We start from the raw sequence: 15,553 nt of genomic DNA on the forward strand, positions 1-15,553 counted from the left end.
CGAACATGGTGTGCAGTGGCTGCGCTCGTCGTGCGCCTGTTTGAGAAGTTCGCTCAAACAGGCTTAAAAGATTACGCCGGCTTCGCTCACTGCTTCGCTTTATAAGAAAAAGGGAAGTTCGCCCTTTTTCTTATAAAGCTATTTCCCTAAGCAGAATTGGGCGAATAACTGGTCTATGAGGCTTTCTTGGACGCTGTCTCCGATGATTTCGCCTAGTAGTTCCCATGTTCTTGTTACATCTATTTGTACTAAATCAATAGGTACTCCCATTTCAATGGCTCCAACTGCATCTTCAATGGTAGATTTTGCTTGTTCTAGCAGGGCAATGTGTCTTGTATTTGATACATACGTGACATCGTCCCCTTCTAACTCGCCTTCAAAAAATAGATCGGCAATGGCTTGTTCTAGTTGATCGACCCCTTCATCACGTAGAAGAGATGTTGTTACAAGCGGGCGATTCGCTGCTAATGTTTTTACTTGGTTTAAATCAATTTTTTGCTCTACATCTGTTTTATTTACAATAACAATCACATTCATTTTTTCAACAGCTTTGAAGAGAGCTTCGTCTTCTGGTGAGAGCTCCTCCCCATAGTTTAACACTAAAAGGATTAAGTCTGCCTGTTTAAGAACTTCTCTTGAGCGTTCAACCCCTATTCGTTCTACAATATCTTCTGTCTCACGAATTCCAGCTGTATCGACTAGTCTTAACGGAACGCCCTTTACATTTACGTATTCTTCAATAATATCTCGAGTTGTTCCTGCAACATCCGTTACAATTGCTTTATTTTCATGTACGAGGCTATTTAATAGAGATGATTTCCCTACATTTGGACGACCTATAATAACGGTAGAAAGTCCTTCTCGTAATATTTTCCCTTGTTTTGCGGTTCCTAATAATTTCTCTATTTCTGAAATGACAAATGATGCTTTTTCTTGCAACATCCCATGTGTCATTGTCTCAGCATCATATTCGGGATAGTCAATATTGACCTCAACATGAGCTACTGTTTCGAGTAGAGCTTGTCTAAGAACAGCTATTTTTTTCGACAAACGCCCATCCACTTGTTTTAATGCAACATTCATGGCTCGGTCTGTTTTTGCTCGAATTAAGTCAATGACCCCTTCTGCTTGTGATAAATCAATTCGTCCATTTAAAAAAGCCCTTTTCGTAAACTCTCCAGGTTCCGCTAACCTTGCTCCATGTCGCAAAGCTAACTGCAACACTCGATTAACAGAAAGCAGTCCGCCATGGCAGTTAATTTCAACAACATCTTCCCTTGTAAATGTTCTTGGCGCCCTCATAACAGAAACCATTGCTTCTTCTACTCGTTCATTTGTTGTTGAGTCAACAATATGTCCATAGACAATGGTATGACTTGGAATATTTGCAAGTGGATCTTTTCCACTATATAACTGATCTGCAATGCGAATGGCATCATCCCCACTTAACCGAACAATCCCAATTGCCCCTTCACCGAGCGCTGTTGATATTGCAGCTATTGTATCAAACTCCATCCCATTCACCTCTCTCACACTGATCTTACATGTCTTACTAGTATCGACTGACTTTTGATTTCATATAGCTTCTTACAGTTAAAACTCTAGTTTATTTTAAAATAAAGCTGTTTTCGTTATTTTTATTACTGTTCGTCAAAGGAACTGTTGAAATGTTCTTCTATTATAGAAAAATCCTCTACCATAAAGAAAGGCTACTGAAAAAGGTCTATGTTTCCCTTTTTCAGTAACCTCCCAAAGATAGTGGACTTTTCTACTTAGTAGGCATGATGACGATATGTCGATTTGCCCCTTTTCCTTCCGATTCTGTTACAACACCTTGCACAGACTTCAGTGTTTCATGAACGATTTTTCGCTCGAGGGCATTCATTGCCTCTAGTGGCAATGGTCGTCCCGTATCTTTCACTTTTTTTGCTACTCGGATTGCTAATTGCTCTAGCGTTTTTTTACGTCTTTCGCGATAGTCACCTACATCGAGCTCAATACGTGTGTAAGATTGGTCATGCTTATTGCAAACTAAATTGGCCAAGTACTCAAGAGCTTCTAACGTTTGTCCCCTTTTCCCTATTAAGCGACCGGTATCTTCTACACCCATCAGCTCGAATGAAACACGTTTTTCAGAAACGGTCTTTTTTATTTCTGGTTGTTGTCCCATTAATCGAACCGTTTCTTCTAAGAAGTTTTGCGCCATTTCGACCGGATCAGGCAAAACATGGGCTTCAATTTTTGCAGGCTTTGAACCTATAATACCTAAAAAACCTTTTTGAGGCTCCTCTATTACACGGTATGAAAGCTTCTCTCTTGTTGTCTGCAACTCATTCACTGCATTTGCAATGGCCTCGTCAACTGTCTTCCCTAATGCGGTTATATGCGTCACTTCTTTTTACCTCCCTTTTTGCCCTTAGCCGGTTGTTTGGCAGTTGTACTTTCTTCTGCTTTTTTTCCGACATTTGGCCCAGTAATGAAGTAAGTTTGAGCAATCATAAAGATATTACCAACTACCCAGTAAAGAGTAAGGGCTGTTGGGAAGAAAATCGCAAAAACGAAGATCATAATTGGCATCACATACAACAAAATCTTCATTTGTGGATTATCTGTTACCATCATCATCTTCTGTTGAATGAACGTAGTAATACCTGCAACGATTGGAAGTATGAAAATTGGATCCGGTGTTCCTAGTTCAAACCATAAGAATGGTTGGTTACCAATCTCACCTGTACGCATAATCGCATGATAAAAGGCAAGTAAAATAGGCATTTGAATAAATAATGGCAAACAACCCGCTAATGGATTTACACCATGCTCTTGGAACATCGCCATCATTTCTTGTTGAAGCTTTTGTTGCGTCTTCTGATCTTTTGCACTATATTTTTCACGAAGTTTTTGCATTTCTGGTTGAATTGCTTGCATTGCTTTTGCACTCTTTGTTTGCTTAATCATAAGTGGCAAAATTAGAATACGTAATAAAATCGTAACAACAATAATGGAAAGTCCGTAACTGTCATTCAAGATATCAGCAAAGTAAATGATTAACCACGATAAAGGATAAACCAAATATGAATCCCAAAAACCTGTACTATCTTTTGTAATAGGTTCTTCGATATTAAAACAACCTGTCATTAAAACAAGAAGTCCTAAAATCATGGCTATCAGACCAAATTTTTTCAGCACAAATTCTCCTCCTTGTCCCTCATCACTTCATATATATATGAAAAGTCTACTCTAATAGAATAACTGACTTTATAAACGTAACGCTTATGTTTGCTTTGCTTTTTTAAGTACACGTGCTTTTCTAAAAACATGTAATAGACTTTGTTCTACTTCTTGAGAGCTCATTGAAGCAGCAGGATTTCTAGCAATCACAACGTAATCAGCATCAGAATGAAGCAACTCTGCTTTTAAACGAAAAACTTCACGAATATAACGCTTTACTCGATTTCGTGTGACGGCGTTTCCTACTTTTTTGCTAACCGATAAGCCAAGTCTAAATGGACCTTGCCCTTCCTTTGGCAATTTATAAAGAACAAACTGCCGATTTGCAACGGATTGTCCATTTTTAAATACCTTTGAAAATTCTTCATTTGTTTTGATCCGTTGCTCTTTTTTCAATCCATACACTCCTTAACAAATAAGAACTTTTTCATTCCTATCTACTAAATACGCCTCGAAATAAAGAAGAAAAAGACCACTGACATTCAGTGGCCTATGCAGATAATACTTTTCTCCCTTTACGACGACGACGAGCTAATACTTTACGGCCATTTTTTGTGCTCATACGTGCACGGAAACCGTGTACCTTTTTACGTTTACGGTTATTCGGTTGGAATGTTGGTTTTCCCATTTATTACACCTCCCTGAGGATTGACTATATCTTAAAGACATTCTTGTAAATTATAAGGAACCATAGACCCATTTGTCAAGAGCAGAAAGAAAAAGGTGCGTCATTTCCTTTCTTCTTTCTATATAAAGGTGCAGGTGGAACGACAACGCTATTGCTCACCAGTTTCAAACATATATGTAACGTGAGAATAAGTTCTTATGAATCAAGCTAATTCTATCCTCCGCCTTTTTCTTTCCCTTTTAGCGATGAACTAGTTTTTAAACTCCAATATATGATCCTCAACACTTCGTTCATCCCCATCTGCTTGAGTACTTTCTCCATCCTTCCCTTTTTCCACTTTATCTATTATCATCCCTCCCTCATTTACGATTCAAGATTTCTTGTTCTAATCCGAATGGTTTTCACATATAAGGTAATAATAGAGAAAAATCATCTTCATTTTAAATTCCTCTCAACTCCAACCATCCTTCTTTCACACATTCCACTTGTACCACATATGGACAAATACCGCTGTGGATAACTATATAACGACACTTTTCGACTTCTCCGGAACTTTATCGACAAGTTACACACATATCTTGTGTTGTGGATAAATTTATAACACAAGATGCTGTGTTATGTGGATAAATGCAACAAACCATTGCGGTTGAAGTCTTTTTTTGCTATGATTGAATTGTTTTCACTCGTGGACAACTATTTTTGTGTTAATTTTGTCCACAGCCTGTGGGTAACACTGTGGACATTTTTCTTTTTGTGTGAATTAACTTGTCCACAACATGTATAAAACTCACCGTTTGACGTTTTTCTACTATATTATAATTTTTACACAAATGTGTGTGAATGTATATTTATTCGACTGCATCCGCCAACTTGTACAAAAGTTCGACAAGTGGTGGTTGTTCGTTCGTTATTCAGAAAAGAAGGAGGGGGAAATGTTGGAGAACATCCATGATTTATGGGAACAAGCCCTTGCTGAAATCGAGAAAAAGGTCAGCAAGCCTAGTTTTGAAACGTGGCTAAAGGCAACCAAAGCCAACGATATTCAAAACGACATGATTATCATAACGGCGCCTAATGAATTTGCACGGGACTGGCTTGAAGATCACTATGCAGAGCTAACCTCTGACACAATTGAACAAATTACAGGGACGCGTCTTAAACCTAAGTTCGTCATTCCTCAACATGAAATGGAAGACGACTTTATTCCTGAACCAATCCCAAAAAAGCAACCACAGCAAGAAATAAATTCGGCTAATACATCAAAAACAATGTTAAACGATAAATATATGTTTGATACATTTGTTATCGGATCAGGGAACCGGTTTGCTCACGCTGCATCGCTTGCTGTTGCTGAAGCACCGGCGAAAGCTTACAATCCACTGTTCATATACGGAGGAGTTGGATTAGGGAAAACCCACTTAATGCACGCGATTGGTCATTATGTTATGGATAATAACCCGAATGCAAAAGTTGTGTATTTATCATCTGAAAAGTTCACAAACGAGTTCATTAATTCCATTCGTGACAACAAAGCGGTTAATTTTCGCAATAAATATCGAAATGTCGATGTCCTTCTTATAGATGATATTCAGTTCCTTGCTGGGAAAGAACAAACTCAAGAAGAGTTTTTCCATACTTTTAATGCTCTTCATGAAGAATCTAAACAAATAGTTATTTCAAGTGATCGTCCTCCAAAAGAAATACCTACGCTAGAGGATCGGTTGCGCTCACGATTTGAATGGGGCTTGATTACGGATATTACACCTCCTGATCTTGAAACGAGAATTGCTATCTTGCGAAAAAAGGCCAAAGCTGAAAATCTCGATATTCCTAATGAAGTCATGCTTTATATCGCCAATCAAATAGATACAAATATTAGAGAGCTAGAAGGAGCGCTCATAAGAGTTGTCGCTTATTCTTCCCTCATTAATCAAGATATGAATGCGGACTTAGCAGCTGAAGCTTTAAAAGATATTATTCCAAATTCAAAACCAAAAGTATTAACGATCATTGATATCCAGAAACTAGTGGGAGAGCATTATCATGTGAAGTTAGAAGACTTCAAAGCGAAAAAGCGAACAAAGTCTGTAGCCTTCCCGAGACAAATCGCTATGTATTTATCAAGGGAATTAACAGACGCTTCTTTGCCGAAAATAGGAAGTGAATTCGGAGGGCGTGACCATACAACCGTCATCCACGCTCATGAAAAAATTTCTAAAATGCTTTCAACTGACCAAGAATTACAAGAGAAGATACAAGAGCTAATGGATTTACTACGAACATAGCAGTCTGTGAACACTGTGAATAAAAGAAACCAGCCTATTAACATATTACTAACATGTGGATAGGCTGGTATTTTACTTAATAATCGACTTATCCACAAATTCACAGGCCCTATTACTATTATTACTATCTTTTTTAAAACATAAATATATTAATTAAGGAGATTTAACATGCGTTTTTCTATTAATCGCGATCGTTTTGTTCATGATGTTCAAAATGTAGCAAAAGCTGTTTCTTCAAGAACGACAATCCCTATTTTAACTGGTATAAAAATTGTAGCTAATCATGAAGGTTTAACTCTTACGGGTAGCGACTCTGATGTATCAATTGAAGTTTTTATCCCTAAAGAAGAAGAAGGTTCTGAAATTGTTCGTATCGAGGAAAAAGGAAGTATTGTATTACAAGCTCGTTTCTTTGCTGAAATTGTAAAAAAACTCCCTGGTGAAAACATTGAACTAATGGTCCAAGATCAATTTGCTACAACTATACGATCTGGTTCTTCTGTCTTCAACTTGAATGGATTAGATCCGGAAGAATATCCACGCTTGCCGCAGGTAGAAGAAGACTTGTTGTTTCGTTTGCCACAGGACATGTTAAAAAACATGATTCGCCAAACGGTATTCGCAGTGTCCACTCAGGAAACACGCCCGGTGTTGACAGGTGTAAACTTAGAAACCGAAGAAGGTGAATTAATCTGTACTGCAACAGATAGTCATCGTCTTGCTATGAGAAAAGCTCAAATTGAAAAAAATGATGAAGCACTATCTTTTTCAAATGTTGTTATTCCTGGTAAAAGTCTAAATGAGTTAAGTAAAATTATTGATGATACAAATGAATTGATTGATGTTGTAGTGACAGAAAACCAAATTTTATTCAAGCTTAAGAATCTGTTATTTTTCTCAAGGTTGCTTGAAGGAAAATATCCAGTTACTAAGAGTATGATCCCGACACAATCGAAAACATCGTTAAAGCTAAAAACAAAACCGTTTTTACAAACATTAGAACGAGCCTTGCTTTTATCCAGAGAAGGGAAAAATAATGTTATTAACTTAAAAACATTAGATGGAGGAAATGTTGAAATTACTTCCATCTCCCCTGAAGTCGGAAAAGTAACAGAGAATATTGAAACTGAGGTAGAAGGAGAAGATATGCGAATCTCCTTTAACGGAAAAAATATTATTGATGCATTAAAAGTCATTGATAGTGAGGAAGTAAATATTACGTTTACTGGTGCGATGAGTCCATTTGTGATTCGTCCAATAGAACATGATCATTATCTCCACCTATTTTCACCGGTTCGTACGTATTAATCTCCTAAGAGGGATTGGCAAAAAAGTCGTACGTTTAGTACAATGAAAGAAAGATAATCGAATGAACGTTTAAAAAGACAGCAACTCAGTATGAATTGCTGTCTTCAATTTGCTGCATGCTACTAATGAGCAATTAAACAGAAAGAGTGATAAAAATGAATTCAATCGCCATTTCAACAGCTTACATAACGTTAGGCCAAATGCTGAAAGAAGCTGGAATTATTGATACAGGTGGTATGGCAAAATGGTACCTTTCTGAACATTTGGTTCATGTAAACGACGAGGAAGAAAACCGACGTGGAAAAAAACTAGTTCCCGGTGATACCGTGACTCTCGAAGATGGAACGAGTTTTCAAATTGTCGAGAAATAGGGGGAATCCCTTTTGTATTTAAAGCAACTTACACTAAGACAATATCGTAATTATAAAAAAGTAGAGGTAGACTTTCATAAACAGGTCAATGTGTTCCTTGGTGAAAATGCTCAAGGGAAAACTAATATACTTGAAGCGATATTTGTGTTAGCTCTTGCTAAATCCCATAGAACGTCTAAAGACAAAGAGTTAATTGGCTGGGGGGAAGAATTTGCCAGAATCCAAGGTCAAGTAGCTAGGAAATCAAGCGCTCTTGATATTGAATTGATTCTTTCTCTGAGAGGAAAAAAAGGAAAAATTAACGGACTTGAACAAAAGAAACTTAGTGAATACGTTGGTGCTGCCAATGTGGTAATGTTTGCCCCAGAAGACTTGAATCTTGTCAAAGGCAGCCCTCAAGTTCGTAGAAGATTTTTGGATATGGAGTTAGGTCAAATTAGTCGAGTCTATTTGCACCATTTAGCGATGTATCAAAAAGTGTTAAAACAACGGAATCATTTGCTGAAAACTTTGCAATTTGGCAAAGGTTCTAAAGAAATGTTAGATATCTTGACTGATCAAATGATTGTGTTAGCTGCAGAAGTGACGATTAGAAGATTTGGATTTATTCAACGTTTGCAAAAATGGGCCGAACAAATCCATCATGATGTTAGCAGAGGGAAAGAAAAGCTTGAGATTCGTTATCTCTCAACAGTTGACGTATCAGAAGAGGAAGATTTGTCGAAAATAAAAGAAGGATTCTATCAAACGTATCAGGAGTTGCGTGGGCGAGAGATTCAACGAGGAATTACGTTATTTGGTCCTCATCGTGATGACCTTGGTTTCTCTATTAACGAACGCGATGTTCAAACATATGGGTCACAAGGTCAACAACGAACCACTGCGCTTGCCCTTAAATTAGCCGAAATTGAACTAATTTATTCAGAGATAGGTGAATATCCTATTCTTCTTTTGGATGATGTTCTATCTGAACTAGATGACTACAGACAATCCCATCTTCTTAAGACAATCCAAGGTCGTGTACAGACGTTTGTTACAACGACAAATGTGAGCGGAATTGATGAACAAACATTAAATCAAGCAGCCATTTTTTATGTTTCAGAAGGAACAATTACTAACTAAAATGAGGCGGTGACACATTTGTTTATACATTTAGGTGGAGATGTCATAATTAGATCAAAAGATATTATTGCTATTTTAAACAGTGATTCAAAAGAACAATCATCTATAACAAGTACGTATCTAAAAGAAGAAGAAAAAAGGAAGAAGAAAGTTGTTATTTCAACTGATTATATTAAATCGATTGTTTTAACAGATGATGAAATTTATTATTCTCCTGTTTCCTCCTTAACGTTAAATCGACGGGCACAAGGAAAAGCATTAATGGATCTTCACCATGATCAAGATGAAGACAGTGAAAGCGAAACATCATAGATTTTAATGACATCCAATGATAAAATAGAGTGTTCAGGTACAAAGGTGGCAACCTCCAATGTCGTGGATACGCCGTCTATCAAGATCGATATTGAAGAATGAAGGTGAACTATAGTGACGAATGAACAACATTCAACACAACAATCTTATGATGAAAGTCAAATTCAAGTACTTGAAGGACTAGAAGCCGTTCGGAAGCGTCCTGGAATGTACATTGGTTCGACAAGCGGACGTGGATTACACCATCTTGTATGGGAAATCGTTGATAATAGTATTGATGAAGCGATGGCTGGTTATTGTGATACGATCAAAGTCACCATTGAAGAAGACAACAGCATTACGGTTGAAGATAATGGACGCGGAATTCCTGTTGGGATTCATGAAAAAATGGGACGTCCTGCAGTAGAAGTTATTATGACAGTGCTCCATGCTGGTGGTAAGTTTGGTGGCGGTGGTTATAAAGTATCAGGTGGATTACACGGCGTTGGTGCCTCAGTTGTAAATGCTTTATCTACCGTTTTAGAAGTGAATGTTCATCGTGAGGGGAAAATTCACTATCAAAAGTTTGAAAAAGGTGTACCAGCAGCCGATTTAGAAGTAGTTGGCGAAACGGAAAAAAGAGGGACCATTATTCATTTCAAGCCTGATGGCGAAATTTTTCAGGAAACGTTAATTTATGAATTTGATATTCTTGCTACACGTTTACGTGAATTAGCTTTCTTAAATAAAGGGTTAACAATTGCAATTAAGGATAAGCGTGAAGAAGGCAAAGAAGCAACATATCACTATGAAGGTGGTATTGCTTCGTTTGTTGAGCACTTAAATAGATCAAAAGAAGTGCTGCATGAAGAACCCATTCACATTGAAAGTGAAAAGGACGGTCTTCATGTAGAAGTAGCTGTTCAATACAATGATAGCTATACAAGCAATATTTATTCTTTTGCCAATAATATTAATACACATGAGGGTGGAACTCATGAATCTGGCTTTAAAACGGGCTTAACGCGTGTAATTAATGATTATGCTAGAAAAAACAACCTCTTTAAAGAATCCGATCCGAACTTAACAGGAGACGATGTACGTGAAGGGTTAACCGCGATTATTTCTGTTAAAATTCCAGATCCTCAATTTGAAGGACAAACAAAAACAAAGCTAGGAAATAGTGAAGCTAGAACGATTACAGACTCACTATTTAGTGAACATTTTTCTCGTTTTCTAATCGAAAATCCTCAAGTCGCAAGAAAGATTGTAGAGAAAGGGTTAATGGCTTCTAGAGCAAGAGAAGCGGCTAAGAAGGCTCGTGAATTAACGAGACGTAAAAGTGCCCTTGAAGTGAGTTCGTTGCCTGGTAAGTTAGCTGACTGTTCATCTAAAGACGCTTCTATTAGTGAGATTTACATCGTTGAGGGTGATTCCGCTGGTGGTTCAGCAAAACAAGGACGTGATCGTCACTTCCAAGCTATTTTGCCTCTACGTGGAAAGATTATTAACGTGGAAAAAGCTAGATTGGACAAGATTCTTGCTAATAATGAGATTAGAGCAATGATTACGGCTTTCGGTACTGGAATTGGTGATGATTTTGATATTGAAAAAGCTCGTTATCATAAAATCATTATTATGACCGATGCCGATGTTGATGGTGCACATATTCGAACGTTAATATTGACATTTTTCTATCGTTATATGCGTCCATTAATTGAAAATGGATATGTTTATATTGCGCAACCACCACTATATAAATTGAGTCAAGGAAAAGAAGTAAATTACGTTTATACAGATAAAGAGTTGGAAGAAGCCCTAAAAGCTATTCCAAACAAAGAAAAGTTAGGAATTCAACGTTATAAGGGTCTTGGGGAAATGAACCCAACACAATTATGGGAAACAACAATGGATCCAGAACACCGTACGGTTCTTCAAGTAACATTAGAAGATGCGATGAAAGCTGATGAAATTTTTGAAATTTTAATGGGTGACCGTGTAGAACCGCGCCGTGATTTTATTCAAGAAAACGCGCAATACGTGCAGAATCTTGATATTTAGGCTTGAAGATGGAGGTTTGTAATTAATGGCTGAGCAAGAACAATCAAGAGTAAAAGAAAGAAATATTAGTCAGGAAATGAAGTCATCATTCATGGACTATGCCATGAGTGTTATTGTGAGTCGCGCCCTTCCTGATGTACGTGATGGCTTAAAGCCTGTTCATCGTCGTATTTTATATGCCATGAATGAACTAGGCATGACCTCAGATAAAGCTTATAAGAAATCTGCACGTATCGTTGGTGAAGTTATTGGTAAGTATCACCCTCATGGTGATTCAGCCGTTTATGAAACGATGGTTCGGATGGCGCAAGACTTCAGTTTCCGCTATATGCTAGTGGATGGACATGGTAACTTCGGTTCTGTTGATGGTGACTCTGCTGCGGCAATGCGTTATACAGAGGCAAAAATGTCAAAGATTTCGATGGAGCTCGTTCGTGATATCAACAAAGACACCATTGATTATCAAGATAACTATGATGGCAGTGAACGTGAGCCGATTGTTCTCCCAGCGCGATTTCCTAATCTTCTTGTAAATGGTGCATCCGGTATTGCCGTAGGTATGGCAACAAACATTCCACCACATCAATTAGGAGAAGTCATTGATGGAGTGTTAGCTCTCTCAAAAGACCGTGAAATTAGCATTCCAGAATTAATGGAATATATTCCAGGTCCAGATTTCCCAACAGGTGCTGAGATTTTAGGAAGATCAGGCATACGTAAAGCATATCAAACAGGTCGTGGATCGATAACGTTACGTGCAAAATCAATGATTGAAGAGCACAACGGCAAGCCGAGAATTATTTTTACAGAAATTCCGTATCAAGTCAATAAAGCTCGCCTAATCGAGAAGATCGCAGAATTAGTTCGTGATAAGAAAATTGACGGAATCACAGACTTGCGAGATGAATCTGACCGTAACGGGATGAGGATTGTTATTGAGTTGAGACGTGATGCAAATGCAAATGTTCTGCTTAATAACCTTTATAAGCAAACGGCTCTTCAGTCTAGTTTTGGAATCAATTTATTAGCTTTAGTTGGTGGACAACCAAAGGTATTGAACTTAAAAGAGTGCCTTGAATATTATCTCGATCATCAAATTATAGTGATTCGTCGCCGTACGGCTTTCGAACTTCGAAAAGCAGAAGCGCGTGCTCACATTTTAGAAGGGTTACGTGTAGCACTTGACCACCTTGACGAAGTAATTAATTTGATTCGTGCGTCACAGACGACTGAAATTGCTAGAAATGGATTAATGGAACGGTTTGAACTAAGTTATGAACAAGCTCAAGCCATCTTAGACATGAGATTACAACGTCTAACTGGTTTAGAGCGCGACAAAATTGAAGGCGAGTACCAGGATTTAATTGCTCGTATTGCTGAATTGAAAGCTATTTTAGCTGATGAAGAGAAAGTATTAGAGATCATTCGTGAAGAGCTGACGGAAGTAAAAGATAGGTTCAACGATGAACGTCGAACGGTTATTTCAATGAGTGAAGACCATTTTGAAGATGAAGATCTTATTCCACGCTCTAATATTGCTATTACAATTTCTCATAATGGATATATTAAGCGTCTGCCAATCTCCACATACCGTAATCAAAGACGTGGTGGAAAAGGAATTCAAGCGATGGGGACAAATGATAATGACTTTGTTCAGCACTTGTTTACAACAAGTTCTCACCATACAATTCTTTTCTTTACGAATAAAGGAAAGGTGTATCGCTTGAAAGGATACGAAATTCCTGAACTTGGACGAACCGCTAAAGGGATTCCAATCATTAATTTACTTCAAATTGAGCAAGGAGAATACATTAGTACGGTTATTCCAATTGAGGAATTTACGGAAGATGCGTATTTATTCTTCTTAACAAAGTATGGAGTTGCGAAGCGTACAGAGTTGTCTTCATTTGCAAACATTCGTAAGGGTGGCTTGTTTGCTATTAATCTGAGAGATGAAGATGAATTGCATGGTGTTCGATTAACGGATGGACAACAAGAACTGATTATTGGTACAAAGCAAGGAATGTCTATCAGATTCCCTGAGAATGATGTAAGACTTATGGGAAGAACGGCAGCAGGGGTAAAAGGTATCTCTCTATCTGAGGATGACCATGTTGTTGGTATGGATATTATTGAAGAAAGCCATGAAGTTCTCATTGTTACCGAAAAGGGGTACGGAAAACGTACACCAATTGAAGAGTATCGTATTCAAAATCGTGGCGGTAAAGGGATAAAAACATGTAATATTACAGAACGAAACGGTACACTTGTATCGTTGAAAGTCGTTTCTGGTGATGATGATATTATGATTATTACTGCTAGCGGTGTGATTATCCGAATGAATGTTGATGGAATTTCTACTACCGGACGTAATACACAAGGTGTAACATTAATCAGAGTTAATGAAGGTGAGGAAGTAGCAACTGTAGCTCGAGTCGACATTGATGATGAAGATGTAGAAGAAGAGGTAGAAGCAGAAGCAGAATCTACTGAATTAACAAATGATGAAGTAAGTGAAGAGGCAAGCGTTGATTCAGAACAATCGGTAGATGAAGAAGAATAGTATTGATAAGACTGTTGGGTGTAACAACCCAACAGTCTATTTTGGTTGTTTGAAAGTAACTAAAGAACAATAAAGTATATGAAAAGCCTTTTTATTTGTCTTGGAAAGCAGAAAACGAAAAGCAAATGTTAAAAATCTTCCTTTTCTTGGGTCTTTATGTCGCGTATAATATGACTAGAGTGATTAGGGGAAAGAGGGACCATATATGAGGGTTAAGCCAAATCAATTAATAAAAGACTGCATTTTAGCGAGTGATGTTTCAGGTTTAACAGATTTTCCGATTATGAAGAAGAATACGGTTATAACAGAAAATCATATTAAATTGCTTAACATATTTCTGATAAATTCAGTTGAAGTAGAACCGATTTTGGCTAATGGAGAGAATTTCAAACCACAAACTGTCATCGAAGAGCCAGTAGAAGAAAGAGCAACAATGGAACGGGATTCAAAGGATTTCTTTTTTCAGTACTTAGAAGCTGTAAAACAATATAAGAAACTGTTCCAAGGATGGCAAGCCGGAGAAAGAGTACAAATGGTTGGAATTCGAAATTTATTTATTCCATTATTTGAGAAAATAACGCAAGAGCCTGATAACCTTTTGAAACTTCATCATTATAGTACTAAAGAAGATTACCTTTATCACCATGCTGTCTATGTATCAATCCTTTCGGTTTATCTCGGTTATAAACTTAACTATAAGAGAGCCGATTGGCTACAAATTGGGTTCAGTGGTTTACTAGCTGATATAGGAATGGCCAAAATAGCACCATCTATCCTTAAAAAAACAGGACCTCTTACATCAATTGACTTTGAAGAGATTAAAAAACACCCTATTTATAGCTACAATATGTTAAAAGGAGTTACAGGGGTTACTGATTCTGTTTTATTAGCCGTTTTGCAACATCACGAGAGACAGGATGGAAGTGGATATCCTTTAGCTGCTAATGAGAGAAAATTACATCAATTTAGTAAAGTTATTGCAGTGGCAGATGTCTATCATGCAATGACTTCAGAACGTTATTACCGAACAAAAAGATCGCCATTTCAAGTAATTGAAGAAATTGTAAAAGAGCAATTTGGAATGTACGATTTGAAAGTTGTCCAAGCATTAGTCAAAAGTTTAGTTGTTGTCGCAACGGGTAGTAAAGTTCGATTATCTAATGGTTCGGAAGCGGAAATTGTCTTTTTTGAACAAGAAATGCCAACGAGACCGATGGTTAAATTAGCAGGCGGAGACATTGTACAGTTAACAAAAGAACCTTCATTATTTATAGAAGATATTATAAAATCATAAAAACATTTGCATAGTAATATATCTATGTGGTATATTAATTTTTGTCGCTAAATGAGCAAAAAGTTATTTTTAAAAAACAATTTGACTCTGGAAGTTATATGTGATATATTAAATCTTGTCGCTAAAACGACAAACGAGTTCTTTGAAAACTGAACAAAAGCCAAGCGAAAAGAGATATATGATATCTCAGGGATTTTCGAGAAAATCCCAATGAGAAATTTACCCGATAGGGAAAATTTCATCCTTAATTTTATGCATTGCTAGCGTAATGCAAATTGAGCTAATCAGCTTACCATTTTTATGGAGAGTTTGATCCTGGCTCAGGACGAACGCTGGCGGCGTGCCTAATACATGCAAGTCGAGCGGACTGATTAAGAGCTTGCTCTTATGACGTTAGCGGCG

The 15,553-nt window shown here is 37.4% G+C and carries 13 protein-coding genes and 1 rRNA gene; 9 read left to right on the plus strand and 5 right to left on the minus strand.

What is annotated here, in order from left to right; all coding sequences use genetic code 11:
- Nucleotides 1–138 precede the first annotated feature (138 nt).
- The 5 genes from mnmE to rpmH all read right to left on the minus strand — a co-directional run bounded on the left by mnmE (nucleotide 139) and on the right by rpmH (nucleotide 3,856).
- Entirely contained in the window at nucleotides 139–1,515 is a 1,377-nt protein-coding gene (mnmE, locus tag N0O92_RS22880) for a tRNA uridine-5-carboxymethylaminomethyl(34) synthesis GTPase MnmE (RefSeq protein WP_315617324.1), read from the minus strand.
- A 253-nt stretch (nucleotides 1,516–1,768) separates the two neighbouring features.
- On the minus strand, nucleotides 1,769–2,392 hold the full coding sequence (gene jag / locus N0O92_RS22885; protein WP_315617326.1) for an RNA-binding cell elongation regulator Jag/EloR: 624 nt from the start codon (nucleotides 2,390–2,392) through the stop codon (nucleotides 1,769–1,771).
- Nucleotides 2,389–3,186 carry a YidC family membrane integrase SpoIIIJ gene (gene spoIIIJ / locus N0O92_RS22890; RefSeq protein WP_315617328.1) on the minus strand — a complete coding sequence of 266 codons (798 nt, stop codon included), beginning with the start codon at nucleotides 3,184–3,186 and terminating at the stop codon, nucleotides 2,389–2,391. The genes jag and spoIIIJ overlap by 4 nt, the downstream gene beginning before the upstream one ends.
- 84 nt (nucleotides 3,187–3,270) lie before the next feature.
- On the minus strand, nucleotides 3,271–3,624 hold the full coding sequence (rnpA, locus tag N0O92_RS22895) for a ribonuclease P protein component (protein WP_315617330.1): 354 nt from the start codon (nucleotides 3,622–3,624) through the stop codon (nucleotides 3,271–3,273).
- Nucleotides 3,625–3,718: 94 nt separating this feature from the next.
- Entirely contained in the window at nucleotides 3,719–3,856 is a 138-nt protein-coding gene (gene rpmH / locus N0O92_RS22900) for a 50S ribosomal protein L34 (protein ID WP_003323480.1), read from the minus strand.
- Nucleotides 3,857–4,791: 935 nt separating this feature from the next.
- Between rpmH and dnaA the strand changes: the two genes are divergently transcribed.
- The 9 genes from dnaA to N0O92_RS22945 all read left to right on the plus strand — a co-directional run.
- The gene (gene dnaA, locus N0O92_RS22905) at nucleotides 4,792–6,141 is read left to right on the plus strand and encodes a chromosomal replication initiator protein DnaA (RefSeq protein ID WP_315617349.1); all 1,350 of its coding nucleotides are present in this window, start codon (nucleotides 4,792–4,794) and stop codon (nucleotides 6,139–6,141) included.
- Between the two features lie 168 nt (nucleotides 6,142–6,309).
- Complete coding sequence (gene dnaN, locus N0O92_RS22910) at nucleotides 6,310–7,449, plus strand: DNA polymerase III subunit beta (RefSeq protein ID WP_315617337.1); 1,140 nt, start codon at nucleotides 6,310–6,312, stop codon at nucleotides 7,447–7,449.
- A 155-nt stretch (nucleotides 7,450–7,604) separates the two neighbouring features.
- Nucleotides 7,605–7,820 carry a S4 domain-containing protein YaaA gene (yaaA, locus tag N0O92_RS22915; protein ID WP_315617339.1) on the plus strand — a complete coding sequence of 72 codons (216 nt, stop codon included), beginning with the start codon at nucleotides 7,605–7,607 and terminating at the stop codon, nucleotides 7,818–7,820.
- A 12-nt stretch (nucleotides 7,821–7,832) separates the two neighbouring features.
- Complete coding sequence (recF, locus tag N0O92_RS22920) at nucleotides 7,833–8,942, plus strand: DNA replication/repair protein RecF (protein ID WP_315617340.1); 1,110 nt, start codon at nucleotides 7,833–7,835, stop codon at nucleotides 8,940–8,942.
- A gap of 18 nt (nucleotides 8,943–8,960) precedes the next feature.
- The gene (gene remB, locus N0O92_RS22925; protein ID WP_315617341.1) at nucleotides 8,961–9,254 is read left to right on the plus strand and encodes an extracellular matrix regulator RemB; all 294 of its coding nucleotides are present in this window, start codon (nucleotides 8,961–8,963) and stop codon (nucleotides 9,252–9,254) included.
- A gap of 114 nt (nucleotides 9,255–9,368) precedes the next feature.
- On the plus strand, nucleotides 9,369–11,294 hold the full coding sequence (gyrB, locus tag N0O92_RS22930) for a DNA topoisomerase (ATP-hydrolyzing) subunit B (RefSeq protein ID WP_315617343.1): 1,926 nt from the start codon (nucleotides 9,369–9,371) through the stop codon (nucleotides 11,292–11,294).
- A gap of 25 nt (nucleotides 11,295–11,319) precedes the next feature.
- The gene (gyrA, locus tag N0O92_RS22935) at nucleotides 11,320–13,857 is read left to right on the plus strand and encodes a DNA gyrase subunit A (RefSeq protein WP_315617345.1); all 2,538 of its coding nucleotides are present in this window, start codon (nucleotides 11,320–11,322) and stop codon (nucleotides 13,855–13,857) included.
- Nucleotides 13,858–14,062: 205 nt separating this feature from the next.
- Complete coding sequence (locus N0O92_RS22940; protein ID WP_315617347.1) at nucleotides 14,063–15,151, plus strand: HD-GYP domain-containing protein; 1,089 nt, start codon at nucleotides 14,063–14,065, stop codon at nucleotides 15,149–15,151.
- Between the two features lie 297 nt (nucleotides 15,152–15,448).
- Nucleotides 15,449–15,553 (plus strand): 16S ribosomal RNA (locus tag N0O92_RS22945); the annotation flags it as partial.

The sequence above is a fragment of the Alkalihalobacillus sp. MEB130 genome (assembly GCF_032335535.1).
GTDB lineage: Bacteria > Bacillota > Bacilli > Bacillales > Bacillaceae_D > Halalkalibacter.